The sequence below is a fragment of the Pseudomonas sp. F9001 genome, assembly GCF_013385435.1.
In the GTDB taxonomy this organism is placed as follows: Bacteria; Pseudomonadota; Gammaproteobacteria; order Pseudomonadales; family Pseudomonadaceae; genus Aquipseudomonas.
This window is the reverse complement of the sequence record NZ_JACAPX010000021.1, coordinates 103,220-129,573: the sequence shown is the minus strand read 5'-3', so window position 1 is coordinate 129,573 and position 26,354 is coordinate 103,220. Positions and strand designations below refer to the sequence as shown.

26 protein-coding genes are annotated in these 26,354 nt (G+C 60.7%); 10 read left to right on the top strand and 16 right to left on the bottom strand.

The genetic code is table 11. From position 1 onward, the window contains the following. Positions 1-140: 140 nt before the first annotated feature. Positions 141-1,340 (bottom strand): tyrosine--tRNA ligase, encoded by a 1,200-nt coding sequence (tyrS, locus tag HX818_RS20885; RefSeq protein WP_003210928.1) that lies wholly within the window; start codon positions 1,338-1,340, stop codon positions 141-143. A gap of 211 nt (positions 1,341-1,551) precedes the next feature. Here tyrS and HX818_RS20880 point away from each other — a divergent pair, with 211 nt between their 5' ends. After that, entirely contained in the window at positions 1,552-2,967 is a 1,416-nt protein-coding gene (locus HX818_RS20880) for a peptidoglycan DD-metalloendopeptidase family protein (protein WP_003210931.1), read from the top strand. A gap of 3 nt (positions 2,968-2,970) precedes the next feature. Beyond that, positions 2,971-4,062, top strand: a complete 1,092-nt coding sequence (locus tag HX818_RS20875) for an anhydro-N-acetylmuramic acid kinase (protein ID WP_177020671.1) — start codon at positions 2,971-2,973, stop codon at positions 4,060-4,062. A gap of 66 nt (positions 4,063-4,128) precedes the next feature. Here HX818_RS20875 and erpA read toward each other — a convergent pair whose 3' ends face one another. Together erpA and argC are read right to left on the bottom strand one after the other, a co-directional pair. Beyond that, positions 4,129-4,479 carry an iron-sulfur cluster insertion protein ErpA gene (gene erpA, locus HX818_RS20870; protein WP_003176443.1) on the bottom strand — a complete coding sequence of 117 codons (351 nt, stop codon included), beginning with the start codon at positions 4,477-4,479 and terminating at the stop codon, positions 4,129-4,131. A 162-nt stretch (positions 4,480-4,641) separates the two neighbouring features. After that, on the bottom strand, positions 4,642-5,676 hold the full coding sequence (gene argC, locus HX818_RS20865; protein WP_003210935.1) for an N-acetyl-gamma-glutamyl-phosphate reductase: 1,035 nt from the start codon (positions 5,674-5,676) through the stop codon (positions 4,642-4,644). Positions 5,677-5,812: 136 nt separating this feature from the next. On the opposite strand from argC, the gene hemJ reads away from it, so the two are divergent. From hemJ to coq7, 6 genes are all read left to right on the top strand, one after another. Beyond that, entirely contained in the window at positions 5,813-6,241 is a 429-nt protein-coding gene (gene hemJ, locus HX818_RS20860) for a protoporphyrinogen oxidase HemJ (RefSeq protein ID WP_003210937.1), read from the top strand. Between the two features lie 24 nt (positions 6,242-6,265). Further along, positions 6,266-7,234 (top strand): nitronate monooxygenase family protein, encoded by a 969-nt coding sequence (locus HX818_RS20855; RefSeq protein ID WP_003210939.1) that lies wholly within the window; start codon positions 6,266-6,268, stop codon positions 7,232-7,234. A gap of 61 nt (positions 7,235-7,295) precedes the next feature. Further along, positions 7,296-8,261 carry a DUF805 domain-containing protein gene (locus HX818_RS20850; protein WP_003210940.1) on the top strand — a complete coding sequence of 322 codons (966 nt, stop codon included), beginning with the start codon at positions 7,296-7,298 and terminating at the stop codon, positions 8,259-8,261. 62 nt (positions 8,262-8,323) lie between these two features. After that, positions 8,324-9,112, top strand: a complete 789-nt coding sequence (locus HX818_RS20845) for an SDR family oxidoreductase (RefSeq protein WP_010167219.1) — start codon at positions 8,324-8,326, stop codon at positions 9,110-9,112. 46 nt (positions 9,113-9,158) lie between these two features. After that, on the top strand, positions 9,159-9,497 hold the full coding sequence (locus tag HX818_RS20840) for a histidine triad nucleotide-binding protein (protein WP_003210943.1): 339 nt from the start codon (positions 9,159-9,161) through the stop codon (positions 9,495-9,497). Positions 9,498-9,631: 134 nt separating this feature from the next. Continuing rightward, positions 9,632-10,279 (top strand): 2-polyprenyl-3-methyl-6-methoxy-1,4-benzoquinone monooxygenase, encoded by a 648-nt coding sequence (gene coq7, locus HX818_RS20835; protein ID WP_003210945.1) that lies wholly within the window; start codon positions 9,632-9,634, stop codon positions 10,277-10,279. A gap of 64 nt (positions 10,280-10,343) precedes the next feature. Here the strand turns inward: coq7 and HX818_RS20830 are convergent, their stop codons facing one another. Next, positions 10,344-10,766 carry an OsmC family protein gene (locus HX818_RS20830; RefSeq protein ID WP_003210947.1) on the bottom strand — a complete coding sequence of 141 codons (423 nt, stop codon included), beginning with the start codon at positions 10,764-10,766 and terminating at the stop codon, positions 10,344-10,346. A gap of 250 nt (positions 10,767-11,016) precedes the next feature. Here HX818_RS20830 and crp point away from each other — a divergent pair, with 250 nt between their 5' ends. After that, a complete protein-coding gene (gene crp, locus HX818_RS20825) occupies positions 11,017-11,661 on the top strand; it encodes a cAMP-activated global transcriptional regulator CRP (protein WP_003210949.1) in 645 nt (214 codons plus the stop codon). Here the strand turns inward: crp and HX818_RS20820 are convergent. The 4 genes from HX818_RS20820 to HX818_RS20805 are packed head-to-tail and all read right to left on the bottom strand — an operon-like array spanning position 11,658 to position 14,841. After that, positions 11,658-12,353, bottom strand: coding sequence for a lipoate--protein ligase family protein (locus tag HX818_RS20820; protein WP_093204494.1), 696 nt, complete (start codon positions 12,351-12,353; stop codon positions 11,658-11,660). The two genes, crp and HX818_RS20820, sit on opposite strands and share 4 nt — an antisense overlap. A gap of 2 nt (positions 12,354-12,355) precedes the next feature. After that, positions 12,356-13,192, bottom strand: coding sequence for an indole-3-glycerol phosphate synthase TrpC (gene trpC / locus HX818_RS20815; protein ID WP_003210953.1), 837 nt, complete (start codon positions 13,190-13,192; stop codon positions 12,356-12,358). Beyond that, a complete protein-coding gene (gene trpD / locus HX818_RS20810; protein ID WP_003210955.1) occupies positions 13,189-14,238 on the bottom strand; it encodes an anthranilate phosphoribosyltransferase in 1,050 nt (349 codons plus the stop codon). The genes trpC and trpD overlap by 4 nt, the downstream gene beginning before the upstream one ends. A gap of 9 nt (positions 14,239-14,247) precedes the next feature. After that, positions 14,248-14,841, bottom strand: coding sequence for an aminodeoxychorismate/anthranilate synthase component II (locus HX818_RS20805; protein ID WP_003210957.1), 594 nt, complete (start codon positions 14,839-14,841; stop codon positions 14,248-14,250). 411 nt (positions 14,842-15,252) lie between these two features. Here HX818_RS20805 and estP point away from each other — a divergent pair, with 411 nt between their 5' ends. After that, a complete protein-coding gene (estP, locus tag HX818_RS20800; RefSeq protein ID WP_177020670.1) occupies positions 15,253-17,175 on the top strand; it encodes an esterase EstP in 1,923 nt (640 codons plus the stop codon). A 138-nt stretch (positions 17,176-17,313) separates the two neighbouring features. On the opposite strand, the gene trpE is transcribed toward estP, so the two are convergent. The 8 genes from trpE to HX818_RS20760 all read right to left on the bottom strand — a co-directional run bounded on the left by trpE (position 17,314) and on the right by HX818_RS20760 (position 26,267). Beyond that, entirely contained in the window at positions 17,314-18,795 is a 1,482-nt protein-coding gene (trpE, locus tag HX818_RS20795; RefSeq protein WP_087694720.1) for an anthranilate synthase component I, read from the bottom strand. A 68-nt stretch (positions 18,796-18,863) separates the two neighbouring features. Beyond that, on the bottom strand, positions 18,864-19,682 hold the full coding sequence (locus tag HX818_RS20790) for a phosphoglycolate phosphatase (protein WP_003210964.1): 819 nt from the start codon (positions 19,680-19,682) through the stop codon (positions 18,864-18,866). Further along, positions 19,679-20,353 carry a ribulose-phosphate 3-epimerase gene (rpe, locus tag HX818_RS20785; RefSeq protein ID WP_003210966.1) on the bottom strand — a complete coding sequence of 225 codons (675 nt, stop codon included), beginning with the start codon at positions 20,351-20,353 and terminating at the stop codon, positions 19,679-19,681. Before rpe ends, HX818_RS20790 begins: the two co-directional genes overlap by 4 nt. Positions 20,354-20,436: 83 nt before the next feature. Next, complete coding sequence (locus tag HX818_RS20780) at positions 20,437-21,585, bottom strand: iron-containing alcohol dehydrogenase (RefSeq protein ID WP_177020669.1); 1,149 nt, start codon at positions 21,583-21,585, stop codon at positions 20,437-20,439. 202 nt (positions 21,586-21,787) lie between these two features. Next, positions 21,788-22,612 carry an ABC transporter permease gene (locus HX818_RS20775; protein WP_003210970.1) on the bottom strand — a complete coding sequence of 275 codons (825 nt, stop codon included), beginning with the start codon at positions 22,610-22,612 and terminating at the stop codon, positions 21,788-21,790. Positions 22,613-22,625: 13 nt separating this feature from the next. Then, complete coding sequence (locus HX818_RS20770; RefSeq protein WP_003210972.1) at positions 22,626-23,858, bottom strand: ABC transporter permease; 1,233 nt, start codon at positions 23,856-23,858, stop codon at positions 22,626-22,628. A gap of 212 nt (positions 23,859-24,070) precedes the next feature. Next, positions 24,071-25,111, bottom strand: a complete 1,041-nt coding sequence (locus tag HX818_RS20765; RefSeq protein ID WP_003210973.1) for an ABC transporter substrate-binding protein — start codon at positions 25,109-25,111, stop codon at positions 24,071-24,073. Positions 25,112-25,154: 43 nt separating this feature from the next. Continuing rightward, positions 25,155-26,267, bottom strand: coding sequence for an ABC transporter ATP-binding protein (locus HX818_RS20760; protein WP_003210974.1), 1,113 nt, complete (start codon positions 26,265-26,267; stop codon positions 25,155-25,157). Positions 26,268-26,354: the final 87 nt, after the last annotated feature.

Below are 26,354 nucleotides of genomic sequence, written 5' to 3'. Positions count from 1 at the left end.
TGGGCTTCGATGATCTGAAGCAGCTCGCTATCGAAACCTACATAACTCATTGTTTACCAAGGAGTTTTCCGTTTCGACTGCGCCGGAAGTGGGGCGAATTATAGACAGATATAAAACGCCGTCAACAGTTAATTTCAGGTTTATTCGGATTTAAGCGTAATACGCGCAAATGCCTTCTTGCCGGCCTGGCAAACGTGGGTCGCGCCCAGCTCGTATATAAAGGTGCGATCGACAACCTCACCATCTATACGCACACCGCCAGACCCCAGAAGGTCGCGCGCCACCGCCGAGTTCTTCACCAGGCCCGCCTTATTAAGGACGGCAGCGATCGGCATTGCCTCGCCAGCAGTCAATTCAATCTCAGGCAGATCATCCGGCAGCTCGCCATCCTTCATACGGTTACCCGCAGCACGGTGAGCACTGGCCGCAGCCTCTTCACCATGGAAGCGCGCAACAATCTCTTCAGCCAGCTTGATCTTCACATCCCGCGGGTTAGCCCCAGCTTCCACTTCAGCACGCAGTGCATTGATCTCATCCATCGAGCGGAAACTCAACAGTTCGAAGTAACGCCACATCAGCGCATCCGGAATCGAAACCAGCTTGCCGTACATCACACCCGGCGCTTCCTGGATACCGACATAGTTACCCAGGGACTTGGACATCTTCTTGACGCCATCCAGCCCTTCCAGCAACGGCATCGTCAGAATGCACTGAGCCTCTTGCCCATACGCACGCTGCAGCTCACGCCCCATCAGCAGGTTGAACTTCTGATCAGTACCGCCCAGCTCGACATCGGCACGCAACGCCACCGAGTCATACCCTTGAACCAATGGGTACAGGAACTCATGGATAGCGATCGGCTGATTAGTGGAGTAGCGCTTATCGAAGTCATCGCGCTCGAGCATGCGAGCAACGGTGTACTGGGACGTAAGACGAATGAAATCCGCCGGCCCCATCTGATCCATCCAGGTGGAGTTGAAGGCCACCTCGGTCTTGGCCGGATCAAGAATCTTGAAGACCTGGGTCTTGTAGGTCTCGGCGTTATCGAGAACCTGCTCACGGGTCAGCGGCGGACGCGTAGCGCTCTTGCCGCTCGGATCGCCGATCATCCCGGTGAAGTCACCTATAAGGAAGATCACCTGATGCCCCAGTTCCTGGAACTGGCGCAGCTTATTAATAAGCACCGTATGCCCAAGGTGCAGATCCGGCGCCGTCGGATCAAAGCCGGCCTTAATACGCAGGGGCTGGCCACGCTTGAGCTTTTCGATCAGCTCAGCTTCGACCAACAGTTCTTCCGCACCACGTTTGATCAGCGCTAGCTGCTCTTCAACCGACTTCATAACAGACCCGCAAGGCTCAGATTCAAAAGGGAACCAACCATACAAGATCAGGGACTAATTACAAGTTTTGCCCTGCGCACGGACACCGTTCAGCAAGCCCAGCGTTCGCAAGCTTGCACCACAGATGATTTGGTTATATTTTATACAGTTATTTCATCTTCATCATGTCATTCATCTTTTCCAATTCATCTTTTCAAAGTCAAAATTACTTATGACCACAGAACCGTCTAAAGCGCCGCCGCTTTACCCGAAGACCCACCTGCTCGCCGCAAGTGGGATCGCCGCCCTTCTGAGCCTGGCACTCCTGGTATTTCCTTCCAGCGACGTAGAAGCCAAACGAACGACCCTAAGCCTTGACCTTGAAAGTCCGGTTGAGCAACTGACACAAGATCAAGACGCTTCCGACGCACTTCAAGCCACAAATGGCGCAGCCGAATCGCCGTTTGCCCAGATCGAAAGCAGCGCCGAAGACACCAAGGAAACCGCGCAGGCCGAACCTGCGGTAGTAGAGGCACCCAAGAACCCGCTGCACCGGGAAGTCATTGTTGCCAAGGGCGACACCCTTTCGACCCTGTTCGAAAAGGTCGGCCTCCCCGCCGCGACGGTCAACGATGTACTGGCAAGCGACAAGCAGGCCAAGCAATTCACCCAACTCAAGCATGGCCAGAAGCTTGAATTCGAACTGGCGCCCGACGGCCAGTTGACCAACCTGCACAGCAACGTCAGCGACCTGGAAAGCATCACCCTGACCAAAGGCGCCAAGGGCTTTGCGTTCAACCGCATCACCACCAAGCCGGTCATGCGCTCCGCCTATGTACACGGCGTGATCAACAGCTCGCTGTCGCAGTCCGCCGCCCGCGCCGGCCTGTCCCACAGCATGACCATGGACATGGCCAGCGTGTTTGGCTACGACATCGACTTCGCCCAGGACATTCGCCAGGGTGACGAATTCGACGTGATCTACGAACAGAAGGTCGCCAACGGCAAGGTCGTCGGCACCGGCAACATCCTTTCTGCGCGGTTTACCAACCGTGGCAAGACCTACACCGCCGTGCGCTACACCAACAAACAAGGCAACAGCAGCTACTACACCGCCGATGGCAACAGCATGCGCAAGGCGTTCATCCGTACCCCGGTTGACTTCGCCCGTATTAGCTCGCGTTTCTCGATGGGTCGCAAGCATCCAATTCTGAACAAAATTCGCGCTCACAAAGGCGTCGACTACGCCGCCCCGCGTGGCACGCCGATCAAGGCTGCCGGTGACGGCAAGGTCTTGCTGGCCGGTCGCCGTGGCGGCTACGGCAACACCGTGATCATCCAGCACGGGGCCACCTACCGTACGCTGTATGGCCACATGCAAGGTTTCGCCAAGGGCATCCAGACCGGCGGCAACGTCAAGCAGGGCCAGGTGATCGGTTACATCGGCACTACCGGGCTGTCCACCGGCCCGCACTTGCACTACGAGTTCCAGGTCAACGGCGTGCACGTCGACCCACTGGGCCAGAAGCTGCCAATGGCCGACCCGATCGCGAAGGCCGAGCGCGCTCGCTTCCTGCAGCAGAGCCAGCCATTGATGGCCCGCATGGACCAGGAGCGCTCGACTCTCCTGGCTTCGGCGAAGCGCTAAGCCATGTCGCTCTATATAGGTGTGATGTCCGGGACCAGCCTTGATGGCTTGGACATTGCGCTGATCGAGCAAGGCCCGGCGATCAAGCTGATCGCCACCCACTACATCCCCATGCCTGAATCCCTGCGTTCCGAGCTGCTTGGCCTGTGCGCCAGCGGCCCGGACGAGATTGCCCGTTCGGCGCTCGCGCAGCAGAACTGGGTGACGCTTGCCGCCCAAGGTATTCACGCCCTACTCGATCAGCAGAACCTCAAGCACCAGGACATTCGAGCGATTGGCAGCCACGGCCAAACCATTCGTCACGAACCTGCACGGGGTTTTACCGTGCAGATCGGCAACCCGGCGCTGCTCACCGAATTGACGGGAATCACCGTCGTCAGTGATTTCCGTAGCCGCGATGTCGCCGCCGGAGGCCAAGGCGCCCCGCTGGTGCCTGCATTTCATGAGGCACTGTTTGGCGAGCGTACGGGCAACCGCGCCGTACTGAATGTGGGCGGCTTCAGCAACCTCAGCCTGATCGAGACCGGCAAACCGGTCGCGGGCTTCGACTGCGGCCCGGGGAATGTCCTGCTGGATGCCTGGATTCACCAGCAACGCGGCGAGAACTTCGACCGCGATGGCCAGTGGGCTGCCAGCGGGAAGGTTGAACCCCAGCTACTCAAGGCATTGCTCAGCGATCCGTTCTTTGTGACCAAAGGGCCAAAAAGCACCGGTCGCGAAGTCTTCAACCTGGGATGGCTTGAGCATCACCTGGGACGATTGCCGCCATTCGCAGCCCAGGACGTGCAAGCCACATTGCTCGAGCTGACTGCCCTGACCATCGTCGAATCCCTGCAAACCGCCCAACCACAGACCGAAACCCTGCTGGTCTGCGGCGGCGGCGCCCACAACGCAACCTTGATGAGCCGCCTGAGCGCCCTGCTGCCGGCGACCCAGGTCAGCAGCACCGCCACCTGCGGCGTAGACCCTGACTGGGTCGAAGCCATGGCGTTCGCCTGGCTGGCCCATTGCTGCCTGGAAGGCATCGCCGCCAACCGCCCCAGCGTCACCGGCGCCCGCGGCCTTCGTGTACTCGGCGCGATCTACCCCGCCTGAATCCCACACAGCAAAACGCCGCTTGGCCCTATCAAGGCCAAGCGGCGTTTTTATATCCGCTGTCGATCAGATCGAGAACGAAGACCCGCAACCACAAGTGGTGGTGGCATTCGGGTTCTTGATCACGAAGCGCGAACCTTCCAGACCTTCCTGATAGTCCACCTCGGCTCCTGCCAGGTACTGGAAGCTCATCGGATCGACAACCAGGCTGACGCCCTCGCGCTCAACGATGGTGTCGTCATCGGCCACGTCTTCATCGAAGGTAAAACCGTACTGAAACCCTGAACAACCGCCGCCCGTAACAAATACGCGCAGCTTCAAGCGATCATTACCCTCTTCATCGACCAGGCTCTTCACCTTGTGCGCAGCACCGTGGGTGAATTGCAAAGCCGTGGGGGTGAAGGATTCAACGCTCATGCTGATAATCTCCCGGCGTAGCGCCGCCATATGCGTGATGGCGGGCATTATCCGCTTCTCCTAGAAAAGCGGTCAACTATTGTTACGGTATATCAATCTGCGCAGCGGCCATTAAAAACACGAAAGGCCCGATCAACGGGCCTTTGCGCAACAGCAGAAAATTTACGGCAGCATGCCCGCGTGGGACAGGCCCAGCTTCTCATCCAGGCCAAACAGGATGTTCATGTTCTGCACAGCCTGGCCCGAAGCGCCCTTGACCAGGTTGTCGATGACCGACAATACCACCACCAGGTCACCATCCTGTGGACGATGCACTGCGATACGGCACACGTTGGCACCGCGCACGCTGCGGGTCTCCGGGTGGCTGCCCGCCGGCATCACATCGACGAACGGCTCATTGGCATAGCGCTTTTCAAACAGCGCCTGCAGGTCTACCGAGCGATCAACGACCGTCGCATACAGTGTGGAGTGGATCCCGCGGATCATCGGTGTCAGGTGCGGCACAAACGTCAGGCCGACATCCTTGCCCGCAGCACGACGCAGCCCCTGGCGAATTTCCGGCAAGTGACGATGGCCTTTGACTGCATAGGCTTTCATGCTTTCCGACGTCTCGGAGTAAAGCGAACCTACAGCGGCCCCACGACCAGCACCACTGACGCCCGACTTGCAGTCAGCAATCAGCCGCGATGCATCCGCCAGCCCGGCTTCCAGCAATGGCAGGAAACCCAACTGCGTAGCGGTCGGATAGCAACCCGGCACAGCGATCAGGCGTGCTTGCTTGATCTGCTCACGATTGACTTCCGGCAGGCCGTACACCGCCTCTTCCAGCAACTGCGGTGCACCGTGAGGCTGGCCGTACCACTTGGCCCACTCATCGGCGTCCTGCAGGCGGAAGTCTGCCGACAAGTCGATCACCTTGGTGCCGGCGGCCAGCAACTCGCCCGCCAGGGCATGGGCCACACCGTGAGGCGTGGCAAAGAACACCACATCACACGCGCCCAGGGTCTTGATATCCGGAACGCTGAACGCCAGGCCGTCATAGTGGCCTCGCAGGTTCGGGTACATATCGGCCACAGCCAGGCCGGCCTCGGATCGGGAAGTGATCACCACCACCTCAGCTTGCGGATGCTGAGCCAACAGACGCAGCAATTCGACACCGGTGTAACCCGTGCCGCCGACGATACCGACCTTGACCATAAACCTGCCCTCAACGAACCCACTGGAAAGCCGTCGATAATAGGGTTCGTATCGTCCTGCGACAACCTTCAACATGACGTGTAGACGCTAGAGCCACTACTATCTTCAGCTACCGTGAACCTGGGAATAACTAAAAATGCTTTATCTATGGGTCAAAGCCTTTCATATCGTCAGCATCGTCTGCTGGTTTGCCGCGCTGTTCTACCTTCCGCGCCTGTTCGTCTACCACGCCCAAAGCGAGGACACCATCAGCAAGGAACGCTTCAGCGTGATGGAGCGCAAGCTGTACCGCGGCATCATGGGCCCGGCGATGATCGCCAGCCTGGTGTTCGGCGGCTGGCTGATCTACCTCAACCCGGCCATCTTTCAATCCGGCGGGTGGATCCACGCCAAGTTGACCCTGGTAGTACTGCTCATCGGCTACCACCATATGTGCGGCGCGCAGGTAAAACGTTTCGCCCGTGGCGAAAACACCCGCAGCCATGTCTTTTATCGCTGGTTCAATGAAGTGCCAGTTCTGATATTGCTGGCTATCGTAATTTTGGTCGTGGTCAAACCGTTCTAATCTCTATTACTCGGGGTACTTCCAATGTCGCTGCCCGCTTCGCTCGAACACAGTCTGCGCCTGCCCGTCGTGGCTGCGCCGATGTTTCTGATCTCCAACCCGCAACTGGTGCTGGCCTGCTGCCGCAACGGGATCGTCGGCAGCTTCCCTGCCCTCAACCAGCGGGAAAGCAGCGGCTTCAAGGCGTGGCTGGAAGAAATCGAAGCGGGCCTGGCGCTGCTGGATAACCCGGCGCCCTATGCGGTCAACCTGATCGTGCACAACAGTAACCCGCGGGTGGAAGCTGACCTGGCGATCTGCGTCGAGCACAAGGTGCCGATCGTCATCACCAGCCTGGGCGCGGTGAAAGAATTGGTAGACGCGGTGCATAGCTACGGCGGCCTGGTATTCCACGATGTCACCACCCGGCGCCACGCCGAAAAAGCCGCTGAAGCCGGCGTCGATGGCCTGATCGCCGTTGCGGCGGGCGCCGGTGGCCACGCCGGCACCTGGAGCCCGTTCTCGCTGATCGCAGAAATCCGTCAGTTCTTCGACAAAACCCTGCTGCTCGCCGGTTGCCTGAACCACGGCCACGAAATCCTCGCCGCGCAACTGCTCGGCGCCGACCTGGCCTATTTCGGCACGCGTTTTATCGGCACCACCGAAAGCCATGCCCCGGATGCCTATAAAGAGATGCTGCTCACATCGCGCGCCGCCGACATCGTGCACACTCCAGCCGTCTCCGGTGTTCCCGCAAGCTTCATGCGCCAGAGCCTGGAAAATGCCGGTTTCGACCTCGCCGCGCTGCAAGGCAAGGGTGAAGTCAATTTTGGCTCCAAGCTCAAGCCACTCAACGACGAAGCCAAAGCCTGGAAGACCGTGTGGTCCGCCGGCCAGGGCGTCGGAGAGATTGATGATTTGCCCAGCGTCGATGAACTCGTGGCCCGCCTGGATGCCGAATACCGCAAGGCGCTCGAGCATGCGGCACAATTGCCTGAACGCTGGCCACGCTGATCCGCGATTCAAGCCTGCTGATCAAGGCAGGCCTCCCCATTCAAGTGACAAGGATGCCCGCATGAGCGACAACCGTTTCAAGATTGTGTTTGATGGCGCATTGCTCCCGGGTGTCGAAAGCACCACCGCCAAGCTGAACCTCGCCGAGTTGTTCAAAAGTGATGTCGACGCGATCGAAAAGCTTTTCACCGGCCGCCCGGTCGCGCTGAAACGCGACCTTTCCCGCGCCGATGCCGAGACCTATCTGCAAGCGCTGAAAAACGCCGGGGTGGATGCGCGGATAGAAGAAGAGCAGCCGGTCGCCTTCAGCCTTGCCGAAACCCATGAAACGGACTCCGGCAGCGCGACTGACTACACCCGCCCCGCCGCATCGCCTTACGCCCCGCCCCGAGCCGCGGTTGGCGAGAACCTGCCGGAGTTTTCCACCCTTAAGGTATTCACCGTCAACGGCCGGATCGGACGCCTGCGCTTCCTGGCGTGGACGCTGGTGCTGAGCGTGGTGATCCTCCTCGTCTCAAGCGTGTTCTTCACCGTCGGACTTGGTATCGCTGCGGTCTCTCCGACGATTGCCATGGTCATTGGCTTCCTGGTGGGGATTGCCATACTCGTGGCCGCTGTGTGGGTCAGCGTACAGATCACCGTGCAGCGCCTGCATGACCTGGGCTGGTCCGGCTGGCTGTGGTTCCTGCACCTGGTGCCCTTCGTTGGCAGCATCTTCCCGATCCTGCTGATGGTCCTCCCCGGTAACACGGGCGCAAACCAGTACGGCGCGCCACCACCGCGTAACTCCACTGCGGTGAAAATCCTCTCCGCATTGTGGCTCGCATTCATTCCGCTGGTATTTGCCGGCGCGGTGTTGGTTGGCATGAGCGGCTACCTGGATCAACTGGAAAGCGATGTAGGCGGCAGCTACGAAAGCAGCTCCATCAACTCCGATGACGACAGCGACCAGGCCACCACCGTCGATGAAGTCGATGTGCAAAGTGCTGACGACACAGCCGAACCTGTAGACTCTACGCAACAGTGAAAAACGCCCGACGCCTGTGACGCCTCTGTCACAGGCCCGGTAGCGTTGCGATGGAGAAACGCATGACCCGTTACGCTCTGATCACCGGTGCCTCCAGCGGCATCGGCCTGGCCTTGGCCGAAGCACTGGCCCGTCGCGGCCGCAGCTTGATTCTGGTGGCCCGCCAGCGTGATCAGTTGGAAAGCATTGCAATCGAATTGACTCAGCGCTTCGGCGTCGAGGTGCTGTTCCGTGCCTGTGACCTGGGCGAGCCCCTGCGGCTCTCCGGGTTCCTGCTGGAACTGGAAGAAGGCGAGCGGCAGATCGACCTGCTGGTCAACTGCGCCGGCATCGGTACCAGCGGCCCGTTCCTGGCGCAGGACTGGATGACCGAGCAGGACCTGATGGAGGTCAACATCCTCGCCCTGACCCGCATGTGCCACGCACTCGGCAACGCCATGGCCCTGCACGGCGGCGGGCAGATTCTCAACGTCGCGTCGGTTGCCGCGTTCCAACCCGGCCCATGGATGAGCACTTACTACGCCAGCAAGGCCTACGTGCTGCACTTTTCCGAAGGCTTGCGCGAGGAACTGAAGACCTGCGGCATCAAGGTTTCCGTTCTTTGCCCCGGCCCGACCCGCACCGCATTCTTCGGCACCGCCCAAATGGACACCGCCAAGCTGGATCGCAGCCAACAGTTGATGAGCCCGGAAGAAGTCGCGCTCTACACCGTGCGTGCGCTGGCCAAGAACAAAGCCATCATCATTCCCGGCCGGCGTAATCGCTGGCTGGCGTTCAGCCCGCGCCTGAGCCCGCGCTGGCTGACCCGCAAGATTGCCGGCGCGATCAACAAGGCCTATTGCCCGCGCTGATCGCCTGAGTACACTCACCCTGCACTTTCACAATGGAGAAACAGCTGTGGATACTCTGTTCACCAAGATCATCAACAGAGAAATACCCGCGAAGATCATCTACGAGGATGACCAGGTCCTGGCCTTCCACGACATCGCGCCAATGGCACCCGTGCATTTCCTGGTGATTCCGAAAAAGCCGATCCGCACCCTCAACGACCTCACCGAAGAAGACAAGGCGCTGGCCGGGCATATCCTGTTCACCGCCCAGCGCCTGGCGGTTGAGCAAGGCTGTGAGAAGGGCTTCCGTGTGGTGATGAACTGCAACGAAGATGGCGGACAGACCGTTTATCACATCCACATGCATGTTCTGGGTCAACGCCAGATGAACTGGCCGCCGGGCTGAGCACTACCTGTGGCGAGGCAGCTTGCTGTGGCGAGGGAGCTTGCTCCCTCGCCACACAAGCAATTTGACCCAGCGCAAACGCTTCCCCCTCTCTTGCGGTAAACTGGCCGCCGAGATTCTTCCCGGAGGTCAGCATGACTACCCAACGTCACTACTCGCCGATTGATCGTCTGTTGCTGCAAGCCGATACGGCCATGCGCACGCTGCTGCCATTCAGCGGCCAACCGCACCGCCCGTCGCCCGCCATCGTGCGGCCCGAAGCGCAGATGAGCGAGACCGACACCCGCCACGTCGCCGGCCTGATGCGTATCAACCATACCGGCGAGGTCTGTGCCCAGGCGCTGTACCAGGGCCAGGCCCTGACCGCCAAGCTGCCGCAAGTGCGCGCCGCGATGGAACATGCCGCCGAAGAAGAAATCGATCACCTGGCCTGGTGCGAACAACGCATTCGCCAGTTGAACAGCCATCCGAGCGTGCTGAACCCGCTGTTCTACGGCTTATCGTTTGGCATTGGTGCGGTGGCCGGGCTGATCAGCGACAAAGTCAGCCTGGGTTTTGTGGCCGCCACCGAGCATCAGGTGTGCAAACACCTCAATGAACACCTCGAGCAACTGCCGGCTGAAGACGAAAAGTCCCGGGCGATTCTTGAGCAGATGCGCATTGATGAAGAACATCACGCCGAAAGCGCGCTGGACGCGGGCGGCTTCCGCTTCCCGGCACCGGTGAAATTTGGCATGAGCCTGCTGGCCAAGGTCATGACCAAAAGCACGTACCGCATCTAGTTTCAGCAGAAAACAAAAAAGGGCGCTATCAAGCGCCCTTTCTTTTTGCCTGCCGATTGAAGAATCAGCCCAACTCAATGATCTCGTAATCATGAGTGATGGCAACGCCCGCAGCGCCCAGCATGATCGAGGCCGAGCAGTACTTCTCTGCCGACAACTCGATGGCCCGCTTGACCTGGGCTTCTTTAAGCGCCCGGCCCTTGACGACAAAGTGCATGTGGATCCTGGTAAAAACCTTCGGGTCTTCGGTGGCACGCTCGGCTTCCAGGAATGCTTCGCAGCTTTCCACCGCCTGGCGGGACTTCTTCAGGATGCTCACCACATCGAAATTGCTGCAACCGCCTACACCGAGCAGGAGCATTTCCATCGGGCGTACGCCCAGGTTGCGGCCACCGGCTTCCGGCGGGCCGTCCATGACCACCACGTGGCCACTGCCCGACTCACCGAGGAACATGGCTTCGCCCGCCCATTGGATGCGTGCCTTCATCGCCCAGACTCCACTGCTAAAAAAGGGTCGCCAGCTTAGCACAGCACTTTGGGCCGGCAGCGTTTCCCATGAAAGCGATCAACAGCAGGGTTTGCTGGGTAAATTCCCTAATGAAGTCAGAATGTGTCTGTTAAGCTGGCGCCAAATCAATGGCGCATTGCCATCCATTGGATGATGTAGCTTAGCCGTTGATCGCGCTGGATAAAAAAACAAGCTCACCAACACCGTGCAGTCTTTTCGGGATACAACCATGGTTGCTATTACTCCCACACCCAAAATCAAGAACCTCGACAAACTGCTGATGCATTGTCAGCGCCGGCGTCATCCAGCCAAGCACAACATCATCTGCGCGGGCGAGCGCTCGGAATCCCTGTTCTTCATTATCAAAGGCTCGGTCACCATCCTGATCGAGGATGACGATGGTCGCGAAATGATCATCGCCTACCTCAATACCGGTGATTTCTTCGGTGAACTCGGGCTTTTCGAACAAGCCGGCAAGGAACAGCAACGCAGTGCCTGGGTGCGGGCCAAGGTCGAATGCGAAGTCGCCGAGATCAGCTATACGAAATTTCGCGAACTGGCCCAACAGGATCCCGACATTCTGTACGCCCTGAGCGGCCAGATCGCACAGCGCCTGAGAGACACCACGCGCAAAGTCGGCGACCTGGCGTTCTTCGACGTCACCGGCCGGGTTGCCCGCTGCCTGCTGGAGTTGTGCAAGCAACCGGACGCCATGACCCATCCCGACGGGATGCAGATCAAGATCACCCGCCAGGAAATCGGGCGGATCGTCGGTTGCTCAAGGGAAATGGTTGGCCGCGTGCTCAAGGACCTGGAGGAACGCAACCTGGTGCATGTCAAAGGCAAGACCATGGTGGTCTTCGGTACGCGTTAAACCGGCAGGAAACTCGCAAGCATCTGACGGTACAACGTATCAAGCCGGGCAATCGCATCTGGCGCCGCAAAGGCTTCGTGCAGGGCGATGTGGCTTTCGGCGCGCACCCGTTGTTCCAGGCCGCATGCTTCATTGAAGCGATTGACCGCGGCGATCAACTCGACGCGATCGTCATCCAGCAGCAACGCACCATGCACCAACCCCACCGGGCGCCCGCCGCTCTGGCGCCAGCGCTGGGCGGTACCGACCATTTTGCGACCATCAAGGTTGACGTTGTAGCGACCGTCGCAAAACGCACCGTCGATCTCGCCCACCGACGCGTTGCCACCCAACTCGATCAGCAGGTCGCAAATCGGCTGGCACAGACGCTGGTAGCCGGTTTCGATACGGCCCTGGTCACCTTCACTGCGTGGTGGCGCGTAGACCAACGCGATATTGACCGTGGCTGCCGATTGCGGAACCGGCTCACCGCCCGTTTCCCGCAGCAGCACCGGCCAACCGGCGTCTGCCGACACCTGGCTGGCGGTCTCGAATGCCGGAAGGCGGCTCAAACGACGAGGCATCACCAACGCTTGATCGCTGGGCTGCCAGAACAGCAGGCCGAACGGTTGCTCGCCGGCACAGACCGCGGCGAGCAAATCCTGCTCGGCCTTAAGGCCTGCCTCGACCGTCATCGCCACCGGCTGGGTCATCATCAATCCAGGGTCGAGCCACTGACGGCAACGCCACGCTCCGGGAAGAACAGGCGCTGCAATTCAGCCCCCGGGTTCTCGGCACGCATGAAGGTTTCGCCGACGAGGAACGAGTACACGCCGCTGATTTCCATCAGTTCCACATCGGCGCGATTGACGATGCCGCTTTCGGTGATCACCAACCGGTCGCGCGGGATGCGCGGCAACAGGTCGAGGGTGTTTTCCAGGCTGACTTCGAAGGTGTGCAGGTTGCGGTTGTTGACGCCCACCAACGGTGTGTCGAGGGTTTTCAGCGCGCGTTCCAGTTCATCACCGTCGTGCACTTCCACCAGCACGTCGAGGCCGACGCTCTTGGCCACGGCCGCCAGTTCAGCCATTTTCACGTCATCCAGTGCGGAGACGATCAACAGCACGCAATCGGCGCCCAAGGCACGGGCTTCGACGATCTGGTAAGGGTCGACCATGAAGTCCTTGCGGATCACCGGCAGCGAACACGCCGCACGCGCTTGCTGCAGGTACAGGTCGGCACCCTGGAAATAGTCGATATCGGTCAACACCGAGAGGCAGGTCGCGCCGCCCTTCTCGTAGCTTTTGGCAATGTCTTCAGGGATGAAGATCTCGCGAATCACGCCCTTGCTCGGCGAAGCCTTCTTGATTTCAGCGATAACGGCCGGCTGTTTTTCCTTGGCCTGCTTGATCAGCGCATTGGCGAACCCACGCGGTGCATCGGCGGTTTTCGCCAGGCCTTCCAGCTCAGCCAGGCTGACCCGGGCACGGCGCTCAGCGACTTCTTCTGCCTTGCGGGCCAGGATTTTTTCCAGAACGGTCGGAACACTCATCCTTCATTCTCCACTTTGAACACCGCAGTAAACGCACCCAGTTCTTCGAGCTTTTCGCGCGCCAGCCCGGTATGCAATGCATCATGAGCGAGGGCAACACCCTCTTTAAGACTGTAGGCGTGATCCGCGGCGTACAGCGCCGCACCGGCGTTGAGCACAATCATTTCTGCGGCTTTCTGGCCGTTTTCGGTCTTGCGGCGTCCCAGGGCATCGCGAATCAGTTCAAGGGAGGCTGCCGGGCTTTCTACCGCCAGGCCGTGCAGGCTCTGGCTTTTCATGCCGAGGTCTTCTGGCTCGACCCAATACTCGGTGACCTGGTCGTTCTTCAGCTCCGCCACGAAGGTCGGTGCCGCCAGGCTGAACTCGTCGAGGCCATCCTTGGAGTGCACCACCAGCACGTGCTTGCTGCCCAGGCGCTGCAGGACTTCAGCCAATGGCCGGCACAGCGCCTGGCTGAACACGCCCACTACCTGATGCTTCACACCGGCCGGATTCGTAAGCGGGCCGAGCATGTTGAACAGGGTACGCAAGCCCAAGTCCTTGCGCGGGCCGGCGGCGTGTTTCATCGCGCCGTGATGGGACTGGGCAAACATGAAGCCGATGCCGACATGATCGATGCAGCGCGCCACTTGTACCGGGGTCAGGTTCAGGTAGATGCCTGCTGCTTCCAGCAAATCGGCGCTGCCGCTTTTACCCGACACCGCGCGGTTACCATGCTTGGCCACGGTGCAGCCGGCAGCGGCCACCACAAAGGAAGAAGCCGTCGACACGTTGAAAATGTTCGCACCGTCGCCGCCGGTGCCGACCACGTCGACCACGCCGTCGAGGGTCTTGAGTTCAACCTTGTCGGCCAGCTCACGCATGACCGACACAGCGCCGACGATTTCGTCGATGCTCTCGCTCTTCATGCGCATGGCCATCATGAACGCGCCGATCTGCGCGTCGGTGCATTGACCGGTCATGATCTCGCGCATCACATCGCTCATTTCAGCGGTGCTCAGGTCCAGATGGCCGACGATACGGCTCAGGGCAGTCTTGATATCCATGAAAAGTCCTTAGCGCGTGCCGCCGCTCTGCTTGAGAAAGTTAGCGAACAGCTCGAAGCCCTGCTCGGTCAAAATCGATTCCGGGTGAAATTGCACCCCTTCGACGTTCAGTGTCTTGTGACGCAGGCCCATGATCTCGTCGACGGAGCCGTCTTCCAGCTGGGTCCAGGCCGTCAGCTCAAGGCACTCGGGCAGGGTTTCACGCTTGACCACCAGCGAGTGGTAGCGGGTTACCGTTACCGGCAGGTTCAAACCCTGGAATACGCCCTGGTCCTTGTGAAATACCGGGCTGGTCTTGCCGTGCATTACCTGGCGGGCGCGGACGACGTCGCCACCGAAGGCCTGGCCGATGGACTGATGGCCCAGGCACACGCCCAGGATCGGCAGCTTGCCGGCAAAGTATTGGATGGCTTCGAGGGAGATGCCCGCTTCGGTCGGCGTACACGGGCCTGGGGAGACGACGATGCGTTCAGGGTTCAACGCGGCGATCTGGGCCACGGTCAATTCGTCGTTGCGCACCACCTTGACCTCGGCGCCGAGCTCGCCCAGGTACTGCACAACGTTGTAGGTAAAGGAGTCGTAGTTATCAATCATCAGCAACATGTGGGTTAAAACCTCTTGAATTCACTGACTTCTAATGACGGCCTTCCAAGGGAGTGACCCGCTGCCAGACGCACTTTCCGGTTGCCGGGGTTGGTCGGCAAGGGGCGTTTAACAGAGGGTGAAGAAGGCAAATCGGTACAGGTCCGGCGGGGCCGGTAGAGAAAAGTTAGGCGCGCCAACGCCAACGGGCGTGTGCCTTGACTACTCGCATCAAGAGTTTGCTGATGATCAACACGGGGAGGGTCTCATTCATACGTTCAGGCACAGTAACGTAGCCTCGCCAACGGTGCAATATCGAGCCGCAAATACGGGGGGAACTGCCCGACTGATAATTGGCGTCAAACTTTTCAGAACCCTTCCAAGGGCGCTACAGTCACAGTGCTGACAAAAAACAAAATCATGGACGGACTCATGACCAAGATGCCCTATTTCACCCCCATCGTCGGCTGCCTCCTGGCGCTGGCATGCTCGCAAGCCTTCGCCGCACCCTCGCCTTATTCGACGATGGTCGTTTTCGGTGACAGCCTGGCCGACGCCGGTACATTTGCCGACCCTGGCGCACCGGGCTCAACCTATCGCTTCACCAACCGCACCGGCCCGCAATACTTCGACGGCAGCGGCGAAAGCACATCGCTGATCTCCTCGACGTTATTGGGCGGCAAGCTGGGGGTTGCCCCGGGCGACCTGAATGCCTCGACCTCGCCGGAGCGCGCCGCGCTGGGCCAGCCAGACGGCAATAACTGGGCCGTCGGCGGCTACACCACCCAACAGATCTACGATGCCATCACCGGTAACTCCACCGTCACCGACAGCGACACCGGGCAGGTATTGCGTACACGTCCCGGATACCTGGCATCAACGGGGGGCCGAGCCGACCCCAACGCGTTGTACTTTCTCTCCGGCGGCGGCAATGACTTCCTCGACGGCCTGGTCCTCACCCCCGACCAGGCCTCGGCCGCAGCCGGGCGCCTGGCCGACAGCGCCCAGGCGCTGCAACAGGCTGGCGCCCGTTATGTAATGGTATGGATGCTGCCGGACCTGGGCCTGACACCTGCCGTCAATGGCACCCCGCTCCAAGGGGCCGTCAGCACCCTGGCAGGCGCGTTCAACCAGACCCTGGTACAGCGCCTGTCGCAAATCGATGCGCAGATCATCCCGCTGAACATTCCGTTGCTGCTCAAGGAAACCTTTGCCGATCCCGGGCGTTTTGGTTTTGCCACCGACCAGAACCTCAACCAGACGTGCTTCAGCGGCACCACCTGCAGGAATCCGGTGTATGGCGTCGGCGGCACCAATCCGGACCCGACCAAGCTGATTTACAACGACACCGTGCACCCGACCGAGGCCGGCCAGGTACTGATCGCCGACTACGCGTATTCGCTGCTGGCAGCCCCCTGGGAAATCACCCTGCTTCCGGAAATGGCCCAAGGCACCTTGCGCGCCCATCAGGATTCATTGCGCAACCAATGGCAAGCCGACTCTGGTAGCTGGCAGGCCGTGGGCCAATGGCGGGCGATCGTCGACGCTGGCGGCCAGCACCTGGACTTCGATGATCAGAACAGCTCTGCCAGCGGTGACGGCAGCGGCTATAACCTGAACATCGGTGGCAGCTACAGGCTCAATGACGAGTGGCGCGTGGGTGTGGCAGCAGGCTTCTATCGCCAGAGTCTTGAGGCCGGCGCCAGCGATTCGGACTACAAGCTCAACAGCTACCTGGGCACCGCGTTCGCCCAGTATCAAGAGGACCACTGGTGGGCCGACGCCGCATTGACCGGCGGCAAACTGGACTTCGACAACCTCAAGCGCAAGTTCGCCCTGGGCATCAGCGAAGGCACCGAGAAAGGCGACACCGACGGCTGGCTATGGGCATTGAGCGCACGGGTTGGGTATGACATCGCCGAGCCGAACAGCGAGTGGCACTTCTCACCCTTTATCAGCGCTGACTATTCGCGGGTCGAGGTGAATGGTTATTCGGAGAAAGATGCCCGTTCCACCGCGCTGACCTTTGATGACCAACAGCGCGACTCCAAGCGTTTGGGAATCGGATTACAAGCCAACTACCGCTTCACCCCGCAAACCCTGGTGTTTGGCGAAGTGGCCCACGAGCACGAGTTTGAAAACGATACGCAGCGAGTGGGCATGTCCCTCAACAGCGTGCCGGGGATTGATTTCAAACTGGACGGCTACACGCCACGCAGCAATTCGGATCGCTTGAACCTGGGGATTACCCACAAGGTGACCAAGGACCTGGCGCTGAACGCGGCCTATAACGTGAGAAAGGATGACAACTTTACCCAGCAAGGGCTGAGTGTCGGGGTGAGTCTGGATTTCTGACTCGGACTTGAAACTGACAAATACCAAATGTGGGAGCGGGCTTGCTCGCGAAAGCGGTGCGACAGTCACCTTATATGTCGACTGATACACCGCCTTCGCGAGCAAGCCCGCTCCCACATTTTTGATCTACGTCTGACTTCAGCCCTGCGGGGTCTGCTCAGCCAACGCCACCGCACGGAACATCGCCCGGCGCTTGTTCAGCGTCTCTTCCCATTCCAGGGCCGGTACCGAGTCGGCCACGATCCCGCCGCCCGCCTGCACGTGCAGTTCGCCGTCCTTGATCACCGCCGTACGGATCGCGATCGCAGTGTCCATATTGCCGTTCCAGGCGAAATACCCCACCGCGCCGCCATACACACCACGCTTGACCGGCTCCAGCTCGTCGATGATTTCCATCGCGCGAATCTTCGGTGCGCCCGACAAGGTGCCCGCCGGCAGGATCGCCCGCAGTGCATCCATCGCCGTCAACCCGGCCTTCAGCTCGCCGGTGACGTTGGACACGATGTGCATCACGTTGGAGTAACGCTCGATCACCATCTTCTCGGTGAGTTTCACCGAACCGATTTCCGAGACACGCCCGGTGTCGTTGCGGCCCAGGTCGATCAGCATCAAGTGCTCGGCGATTTCCTTGTCGTCGCTCAACAGGTCCTGTTCCAGCGCCAGGTCCGCCTCTTCGGTCGCACCGCGAGGGCGGGTGCCGGCAATCGGGCGTACGGTGATCAGGTTGTCTTCCACACGCACCAGCACTTCCGGCGAACTGCCCACGACGTGGAAGTCGCCAAAGTTGAAGAAGTACATGTACGGCGTCGGGTTGAAACAGCGCAGCGCCCGGTACAAATCAATCGGCGCGGCCTTGAAGTCGATGGACATGCGTTGCGACGGCACCACCTGCATGCAGTCACCGGCAAGGATATATTCCTTGATGGTATCGACCGCACGCTCGTAGTCATCCTGGGTAAAGCTGGAGCGGAACACCGGGTCAGCCGCCGGTGGACGGCTGAGGTCCAGGCCGCGACGCGGGGTGATCGGCTGGCGCAGTTTTTCCAGCAGCGCTTCCAGGCTCGCCTGGCCTTGCTCGAACGCATCGGCCTGGGAAGGATCCGCCAACACGATAGCGTGCATCTTGCCCGCGAGGTTGTCGAACACCACCACCGCGTCGGAAACCATCAGCAGAATGTCCGGCACACCCAACGGATCGGGGTTCGGGGATTTGCCCAGGCGTTTTTCCACGTAGCGCACGCAGTCGTAGCCGAAGTAACCCACCAGGCCGCCGTTGAAGCGCGGCAGGCCGGCGATGGTCGGCACGTTGTAGCGCGCCTTGAATTCCTCGACGAAGGCCAGCGGGTCTTCCACGTCATGGCTTTCGATCTCGACGCCGTCCAGGGTGATGCTCACATGGTGATCATGTACCCGCAGCACCGTGCGGCACGGCAGGCCGATGATCGAATAACGGCCCCACTTCTCGCCGCCCTGCACCGACTCCAGCAGATAGGAGTTGGGCTCGTCGGCCAGTTTCAGGTAGATCGACAGCGGGGTGTCGAAGTCGGCCAGGGTTTCGCAGGCCATGGGGATACGGTTGTAGCCGGCAGCGGCCAAACGCAGGAATTCTTCGCGGATCATGAGGTGCCTCGTGGCTTGAGGGTCTAACGGTCAGGTGTGCAAACGTGCCGCAGCGCGGCGAGGATCAGTCAGGCGCGCCAACGCCAGCGGGCCAGGGCCTTGATGACTTTCATCCAGAGTTTGCGAGTGACCACCACGATGGGATTTCCAGAGGGGGATGGAACAGCGTCGGGCAACGTTATCTCAGCGCCCGTTCCCAAGCAACCGGGGATTAACAGGCGCAGGTCATCAATCACCAGCGCCGGGGATTCTTCGGCAATCGGCCGGCCATGGTTGTAGCCGTAACTCAAGGCCACACACTTGACCCCCGCCGCTTTCGCCGCCAGCACATCACTGCGCGAATCGCCGACAAACAGCGATTGGGACGCCGGGATATTGGCCATTTTCATCACGAAGAACAGCGCGGCCGGGTCGGGCTTCTTCTGCGGCAAGGTATCGCCGCCGATGATCCAGCGGAAATACCGGCCGATCTTCATCTGGTCCAACAGCGGTGCGACAAAACGCTCCGGCTTGTTGGTGATCAGGGCCATTTCCACGCCCTGCTTGTGCAGCCATTTCAGGGTGTCGCGCACGCCGGGATAAACCACGGTCAGTTCGTGGCCGTTTTCGTAGGCCACGTTGAACAGCTCAAGCGCATGCTCGGCTTCCACATCATCGACACCCTCGGCCTCGATATTGTTGGCCAAGGCCCGACGCACCAGCATCTGCGCGCCATTGCCGACCCACTCGCGCACCGACTCGATACCCGCCGGCTTGCGCCCCAGCTTGAGCAGCATCTGGTCCACCGCCGCGGCCAGGTCCGGCACTGAATCGATCAACGTACCGTCCAGATCGAACATCACCAGCCGTGGCAGTTTGCCGGGGAACAGTTGCTCAAAGCCACTCATGGACGCGCCAGCGCCAGTTCTGCACGCATCTTGGCGATCACTTCCTGATAGTCCGGGGCATTGAAGATTGCCGAACCGGCCACAAAGGTGTCAGCACCGGCCGCGGCGATTTCGCGGATGTTGTTGACGTTGACGCCACCGTCGATCTCCAGGCGGATATCACGGCCCGACGCATCGATCAGCGCCCGCGCTTCACGCAGCTTGTTGAGGGTGCCGGGGATAAACTTCTGCCCGCCGAAGCCCGGGTTGACGCTCATCAGCAACACCATGTCGACTTTGTCCATCACGTACTCAAGCACGCTCAGCGGAGTGGCCGGGTTGAACACCAGGCCCGCCTTGCAACCGCCCTCGCGGATCAGTTGCAGGGTGCGGTCCACGTGCAACGTAGCTTCCGGGTGGAAGGTGATGTAGGTCGCGCCGGCTTCGATGAAGTCACCGACGATGCGGTCCACCGGGCTGACCATCAAGTGCGCATCGATAGGCGCGGTCACGCCGTATTTACGCAGGGCGGCGCAGACCATCGGACCAATGGTCAGGTTCGGCACATAGTGGTTGTCCATGACATCGAAGTGAACGAAGTCGGCACCGGCGGCCAACACCTTGTCCACTTCCTCGCCCAGGCGGGCGAAGTCGGCGGAGAGAATCGATGGAGCAATGACGAAGGGCTGCATGACGCACCTTTTTGAGCTAAATCACGATGGCGCGCATTGTATACCTCATGCTTTGCCGCGCGCACCGTGACCTCGCTCAATGGTTAATAAGCTGCCCGGTAGATTTTCTCGATATCCGCGGCGCTGAGCTTGCGCGGATTGTTGCGCATCAGCCGCTCGATCCCCGCAGCCTCTATGGCCATGGCCGGGATCGCGTCTTCGGGCACACCGAAGCTGCGCAGGCCGGACGGGATCTCCACTGCGGCACACAGTCGCGTCATCGCCTCGACGGCCTGGTCGGCGGCATCCACCGCACTCAAACCCTTGATATTCACGCCCATGGCCTCGGCAATCTCCTGCATGCGCTCCACACACGCCAGCTTGTTCCAGTGCATCACGTAGGGCAGCAGCAAGGCATTGCTTACGCCGTGAGCGATGTTGAAACGCCCGCCCAGCGGGTAGGCCAACGCATGCACCGCGCCCACGCCGGCATTCCCGAACGCCATCCCGGCCATCAGGCTGGCGGTGGCCATGTCGTCCCGGGCCTCAAGGTTGGCGGGGTTGGCGTAGGCCTTGGGCAACGCCTTGGCAATCAGTTTGATCGCCCCGATGGCCAGTGCATCGGTGATCGGCGAGGCATTCAGCGACAGGTAGGATTCGATGGCGTGCACCAATGCGTCCACCCCACTGGCGGCGGTGACGCTGCGCGGGCAAGTCAGGGTCATCTGCGGGCTGATCAGGGCCACGTCCGGCAGCAGGTAATCACTGACGATGCCTTTTTTCAGTTGCGCGACCTTGTCCGACAGAATCGCCACGTTGGTCACCTCCGAACCGGTGCCGGCGGTGGTGGGAATCGCGATCAGCGGCGGGCCTTTGCGCGGCACCTGGTCCACGCCGAACAGGTCGGCCAGGGCGCCATGGTAACCGGCGTAGGCCGCCACGCTCTTGGCGATATCGATGGCACTGCCGCCGCCGACGCCGATCAGGCCGTCATGCCCGCCTTCGCGGTAGACGCGCATGCAGTCCTCGACGATGGCGATTTCCGGGTCGGGCAGCACGCGGTCGAAAATCTCGTAGGTCCGTTCGCCCAAGTGTTCCAGCGCCAGCGCCACGGTGCCGGACTTGACCAGTGCCGCATCGGTGACAATCAGCGGGTTGTCGACATCCAGCCGCGTCAGCTCGGCGGCCAGTTGCTCGATGGCGCCTGGGCCGGTGAGCAGTTTGTGGGCGATCTTGAATGAGGAAGTACTCATGTGCGCGGCCTCTTATCAGTTATGGGCTGGCACAAGATTAGCTGACTTGGGCTGGTTGTCTTGCATTCAGCTACTGAATAGACACAAACCCAATGTGGGAGCGGGCTTGCTCGCGAAGGCGGTAGGCCAGTCGATATCTCTGTTGACTGACACACCGCCTTCGCGAGCAAGCCCGCTCCCACATTTTGATCTCTGTTTGGCTTTAGACCTGGGCCGTACGCAGTTTCTCGCTGCGCCCGCGCAGCCATTCCAGGGTCAGCAACAGCACCACCGAGAACGCGATCAACAAGGTCGCTGCGGCGGCAATGGTAGGGCTGAGGTTTTCACGGATGCCGCTGAACATCTGCCGTGGCAAGGTCGCCTGCTCGGGCCCGGCGAGGAACAGCGTCACCACCACTTCATCGAACGAGGTGGCAAAGGCGAACAGCGCCCCGGAGATCACCCCCGGGGCAATCAATGGCAAGGTCACCCGACGAAACGCCGTCAGCGGTGACGCGCCCAGGCTGGCCGCCGCCCGCACCAGGTTATGGTTGAACCCCTGCAAGGTCGCCGACACGGTGATGATCACAAACGGCACGCCCAGCACCGCGTGCACCACGATCAGCGAGAAGAAGCTGTTGCCCAGGCCCAGCGGCGCGAAGAACAGGTAACTGGCCACACCGATAATCACCACGGGCACTACCATCGGCGAAATCACCAGGGCCATCACCAGCGCCTTGCCGGGAAAGTGCCCCCGGGTCAGACCGATCGCCGCCAGCGTGCCGAACACCATCGCCAGCACTGTAGCCGCCGGAGCCACGATGATGCTGTTCTTCAGGGCGCGCATCCATTCCGCCGAGCCGAAGAAATCCTGGTACCAGTGCAGCGAGAAACCTTGCAGCGGGTAAACCAGGAAACTTCCACTGTTGAACGACAGCGGGATGATCACCAGCACCGGCAAGATCAGGAACAACAGGATCAGGCCGCAGAGGATCCGCAAGCTGTAGAACCAGACCCGTTCCACGGGCGACATATAAGGGCTTAGCATCGCAACGGTCTCCTTAGCTCAGGCGCAGGCGGCTGGCGCCCACCAGCCAGTTGTAGATCAGGTACAGCACCACGGTGGCCAGCAGCAACAAGCCGCCCAAGGCCGTGGCCATGCCCCAGTTGATGCTGGTGTTGGTGTAGAAGGCCACGAAGTAGCTGACCATCTGGTCGTTCGGGCTGCCCAGCAAGGCCGGGGTGATGTAGTAGCCGATCGCCAAAATGAACACCAACAAGCAGCCGGCACCAACGCCTGCGTAGGTCTGCGGGAAGTACACGCGCCAGAAGCTGGCGAATGGGTGGCAGCCCAGGGAGATTGCCGCCCGCATGTAGGTGGGCGAGATGCCTTTCATCACGCTGTAGATCGGCAAGATCATGAAGGGCAGCAGGATGTGCACCATGGAGATGTAGACCCCCAGCCGGTTGAACACCAACTCGACGGGTTTATCGATCAGCCCCATGCCCATCAGCGCGCTGTTGATCAAGCCGCCGGACTGCAGCAACACGATCCAGGCCGCCACGCGCACCAGCACCGAGGTCCAGAACGGCAGCAGCACCAGGATCATCAGCAAATTGCTTTGCCGCGCCGGCAAGTTGGCCAGCAGGTAAGCCAACGGATAGGCCAGCAGCAGGCAGCACACGGTGATGACCAGGCCCATCCAGAACGTACGGGCGAAGATATCGAGGTAGATCGCCTGGTCCGGGGTGGCCGGGGCGATTTCGCCGAGGTCGTCGATGCGGTGATCGACGGCGGCCAGCAAGTAGTATGGCGTGAGGCTGCTGGTGTTGCGCCGGATCGCCTGCCAGTACGCCGGGTCGCCCCAGCGTTCGTCGAGGTTTTCCAGCGCTTCTTTATAGGAGGCAGGCGCTTCGGTGAACGGCAGCGCCCGCGCGGTTTTTGTCAGCAGGCTGCGATAGCCCGCCAGCTCCATGTTCAAGCGTTTGGAGAGGTCGCCCAGGGTCGAGTTTTTCCGGGCTTCGCCCAGGTCCTCGCTGATGGCTTGATACACCGGCTCGCCCGGCAAGCCACGACCGTCCCAGGCCGTCACCGCCACCACCGTGCGCGGCAGGCCGCCCACCACTTCCGGGTTGCCGACGCTTTTGTAGAGCAGCGCCACAATCGGTACCAGGAACACCAGCAGCAAAAACACCACCAATGGCGCGATCAGGGCCTGGGCCTTCCAGCGGTTGAGCCGCTCGGCACGCGCCAGGCGCTGTTTCAGGGTGGGGCTGGGAATGGCGAGGGCCATGGCGAACTCCGGATCGTAAAAAAGAATGCAGACCTGTGAAGGCCCACACCTGTGGCGAGGGGGCTTGTCCCCCGTTGGGCTGCGCAGCAGCCCCAGTAAAGCCACTGTGGTTTATTAGACTGACCGCGGTGGCTGGTTTTGGGGCCGCTTCGCAGCCCAACGGGGGACAAGCCCCCTCGCCACAAAAAGCCCATCCACCCTGGGTGCGGTGGTTACTTGGCAGCCCAGGAATTGAAGCGCTGCTCCAGTTGCTCACCGTTATCCGCCCAGAAGCTCACGTCGATCTGCACCTGGTTGGCGATGTTTTCCGGGGTAGTCGGCATATCCTTCAGGATGTCCTTCGCCAGCAACGGTACTGCCTGGGTGTTGGCCGGGCCGTAGGCGATGTTTTCCGAATAGGTCTTCTGCTGCTGCGGCTGCACCGAGAAGGCGATGAACTTCTTCGCCGCGTCAGCACGGTCCTTGGCCAGGCCTTTTGGAATGGCCCAGGCGTCGAAATCGTAGATCCCGCCGTTCCACACCACTTTCAAATTGCTTTCTTTCTGCACGGCAGCGATCCGGCCGTTGTAGGCAGAACTCATCACCACATCGCCAGAAGCGAGGTACTGCGGCGGTTGGGCGCCCGCTTCCCACCACTGGATATACGGCTTGAGCTCATCGAGCTTCTTGAACGCACGGTCCTGGCCATCTTTGCCGGCCAGCACCTTGTACACATCCTTCGGCGCCACACCGTCAGCCATCAAGGCGAATTCCAGGGTGTACTTGGCGCCCTTGCGCAGGCCGCGTTTGCCCGGGAATTTCTTGGTGTCCCAGAAATCGGCCCAGCCGCCTGGCGGTGCTTTCAGTTTGTCGGCGTTGTAGGCCAGCACCGTGGACCACACGAAGAAACCCACGCCGCACGGCTGGATCGCGCCCTTCACGTAGTCGCCCGGGTTGCCGAACAGTTTCGGGTCCAGGGGCTCGAACATGTCTTCGTCACAGCCACGGGACAGTTCCGGCGACTCCACTTCCACCAGGTCCCAGGACACGCTCTTGGTGTCGACCATGGCCTTGACCTTGGCCATTTCACCGTTGTATTCGCCGGCGACGATCTTGCCGTTGCCCGCGCTTTCCCACGGTGCATAGAAGGCCTTGACCTGCGCCGCCTTGTTCGCGCCACCAAAGGACACCACCGTCAAATCAGGGCCTGCCATGGCCTGTGTCGCGCCCATCAAGCTCAGAGCCAGGGCGGAATATTTCAGGGATCTCAACATTGTTGTTCTCTCCACGTGCGAGGTTGGTGAAGCAAGGGGGCGATCAATTCGCCTCTAGAAGTGGGTCGAGTGCGCGAACGTGCTCGACTTGCCAGCCAATCGGTACCACGTCGCCGACCGCCAGGGCTGTGTCCAGCTCGGCGATCGGTTGTTTCACAAAAAAATCGGTCTTGCCGCAGACTTCCAGGCGCACCCGCACGTGGTCGCCCAGGTAGATGAACTCGGCCACGCGCCCGGAGAATCGGTTGACGCAGCTTTCACTGGAGCCATTCAGGCTGACGCGCTCGGGGCGCACCGACAGGGTCACCGGGCCGCCGACCTGGCCGACGTTCACCGCCAGCGCCTCGACCTTTTCGCCGCGCGCCAGTTCGACCACGCAGCGGTCGCCGGTGTGGCTGTGCAGGCGGCCATTGAGGCGGTTGTTCTCGCCGATGAAGTTGGCGACGAAGGTGTTTTTCGGTTCTTCGTACAAGGTGCGCGGGGCAGCGATCTGCTGGATCTCGCCCTGGTGGAACACCGCCACCCGGTCGGACATGGTCAGTGCTTCGCCCTGGTCGTGGGTCACGTACACCACCGTCACGCCGAGGCGCTGGTGCAGGTGCTTGATCTCCATCTGCATGTGTTCGCGCAGTTGCTTGTCGAGGGCGCCGAGGGGTTCGTCCATCAGCACCAGCTGTGGCTCGAACACCAGCGCCCGGGCCAGGGCCACCCGCTGCTGCTGGCCACCGGAGAGTTGCGCCGGGTAGCGCTGGGCGAAGGCATCGAGCTGGACCATGCTCAGTACACGCTTGACCCGCTCGCTGATGTCGGTCTTGCTCAGGCCGCGTACAGAGAGCGGAAACGCCAGGTTCTCGGAGACGGTCATGTGCGGGAACAGCGCGTAGTTCTGGAACACCATGCCGATGTCGCGCTTGTGGGGCGGCACGTTGTTGATGGAGCGGCCGGCCAGCTGGATCTCGCCGGCGGTGGGGGTTTCAAAACCGGCGAGCATCATCAGGCTGGTGGTCTTGCCAGACCCGGACGGCCCGAGCAGGGTCAGGAACTCGCCCTTGCGAATCTCCAGGTTGAGGTCTTTGACGATCAGGTTCTCGCCGTCGTAGCTCTTCTGCACGCCACGAAAGCTGACCAGCACATCATTTGAATCCACCTCGCTCATACCCGCACCTTTTTGTTTTGGACTGCCGTGGAACAAGCGTAGTCCCAGGGCAAGGCCGCGAAAATCGGGGGCCCGGAGAGATTGGCA

Coding starts and splice junctions, on each gene's coding strand:
- tyrS (WP_003210928.1), bottom strand. CDS start 1,340: ATGAAGTCGGTTGAAGAGCAGCTAGCGCTGATCAAACGTGGTGCGGAA.
- HX818_RS20880 (WP_003210931.1), top strand. CDS start 1,552: ATGACCACAGAACCGTCTAAAGCGCCGCCGCTTTACCCGAAGACCCAC.
- HX818_RS20875 (WP_177020671.1), top strand. CDS start 2,971: ATGTCGCTCTATATAGGTGTGATGTCCGGGACCAGCCTTGATGGCTTG.
- erpA (WP_003176443.1), bottom strand. CDS start 4,479: ATGAGCGTTGAATCCTTCACCCCCACGGCTTTGCAATTCACCCACGGT.
- argC (WP_003210935.1), bottom strand. CDS start 5,676: ATGGTCAAGGTCGGTATCGTCGGCGGCACGGGTTACACCGGTGTCGAA.
- hemJ (WP_003210937.1), top strand. CDS start 5,813: ATGCTTTATCTATGGGTCAAAGCCTTTCATATCGTCAGCATCGTCTGC.
- HX818_RS20855 (WP_003210939.1), top strand. CDS start 6,266: ATGTCGCTGCCCGCTTCGCTCGAACACAGTCTGCGCCTGCCCGTCGTG.
- HX818_RS20850 (WP_003210940.1), top strand. CDS start 7,296: ATGAGCGACAACCGTTTCAAGATTGTGTTTGATGGCGCATTGCTCCCG.
- HX818_RS20845 (WP_010167219.1), top strand. CDS start 8,324: ATGACCCGTTACGCTCTGATCACCGGTGCCTCCAGCGGCATCGGCCTG.
- coq7 (WP_003210945.1), top strand. CDS start 9,632: ATGACTACCCAACGTCACTACTCGCCGATTGATCGTCTGTTGCTGCAA.
- HX818_RS20830 (WP_003210947.1), bottom strand. CDS start 10,766: ATGAAGGCACGCATCCAATGGGCGGGCGAAGCCATGTTCCTCGGTGAG.
- crp (WP_003210949.1), top strand. CDS start 11,017: ATGGTTGCTATTACTCCCACACCCAAAATCAAGAACCTCGACAAACTG.
- HX818_RS20820 (WP_093204494.1), bottom strand. CDS start 12,353: ATGACCCAGCCGGTGGCGATGACGGTCGAGGCAGGCCTTAAGGCCGAG.
- trpC (WP_003210953.1), bottom strand. CDS start 13,192: ATGAGTGTTCCGACCGTTCTGGAAAAAATCCTGGCCCGCAAGGCAGAA.
- trpD (WP_003210955.1), bottom strand. CDS start 14,238: ATGGATATCAAGACTGCCCTGAGCCGTATCGTCGGCCATCTGGACCTG.
- HX818_RS20805 (WP_003210957.1), bottom strand. CDS start 14,841: ATGTTGCTGATGATTGATAACTACGACTCCTTTACCTACAACGTTGTG.
- estP (WP_177020670.1), top strand. CDS start 15,253: ATGACCAAGATGCCCTATTTCACCCCCATCGTCGGCTGCCTCCTGGCG.
- trpE (WP_087694720.1), bottom strand. CDS start 18,795: ATGATCCGCGAAGAATTCCTGCGTTTGGCCGCTGCCGGCTACAACCGT.
- HX818_RS20790 (WP_003210964.1), bottom strand. CDS start 19,682: ATGAGTGGCTTTGAGCAACTGTTCCCCGGCAAACTGCCACGGCTGGTG.
- rpe (WP_003210966.1), bottom strand. CDS start 20,353: ATGCAGCCCTTCGTCATTGCTCCATCGATTCTCTCCGCCGACTTCGCC.
- HX818_RS20780 (WP_177020669.1), bottom strand. CDS start 21,585: ATGAGTACTTCCTCATTCAAGATCGCCCACAAACTGCTCACCGGCCCA.
- HX818_RS20775 (WP_003210970.1), bottom strand. CDS start 22,612: ATGCTAAGCCCTTATATGTCGCCCGTGGAACGGGTCTGGTTCTACAGC.
- HX818_RS20770 (WP_003210972.1), bottom strand. CDS start 23,858: ATGGCCCTCGCCATTCCCAGCCCCACCCTGAAACAGCGCCTGGCGCGT.
- HX818_RS20765 (WP_003210973.1), bottom strand. CDS start 25,111: ATGTTGAGATCCCTGAAATATTCCGCCCTGGCTCTGAGCTTGATGGGC.
- HX818_RS20760 (WP_003210974.1), bottom strand. CDS start 26,267: ATGAGCGAGGTGGATTCAAATGATGTGCTGGTCAGCTTTCGTGGCGTG.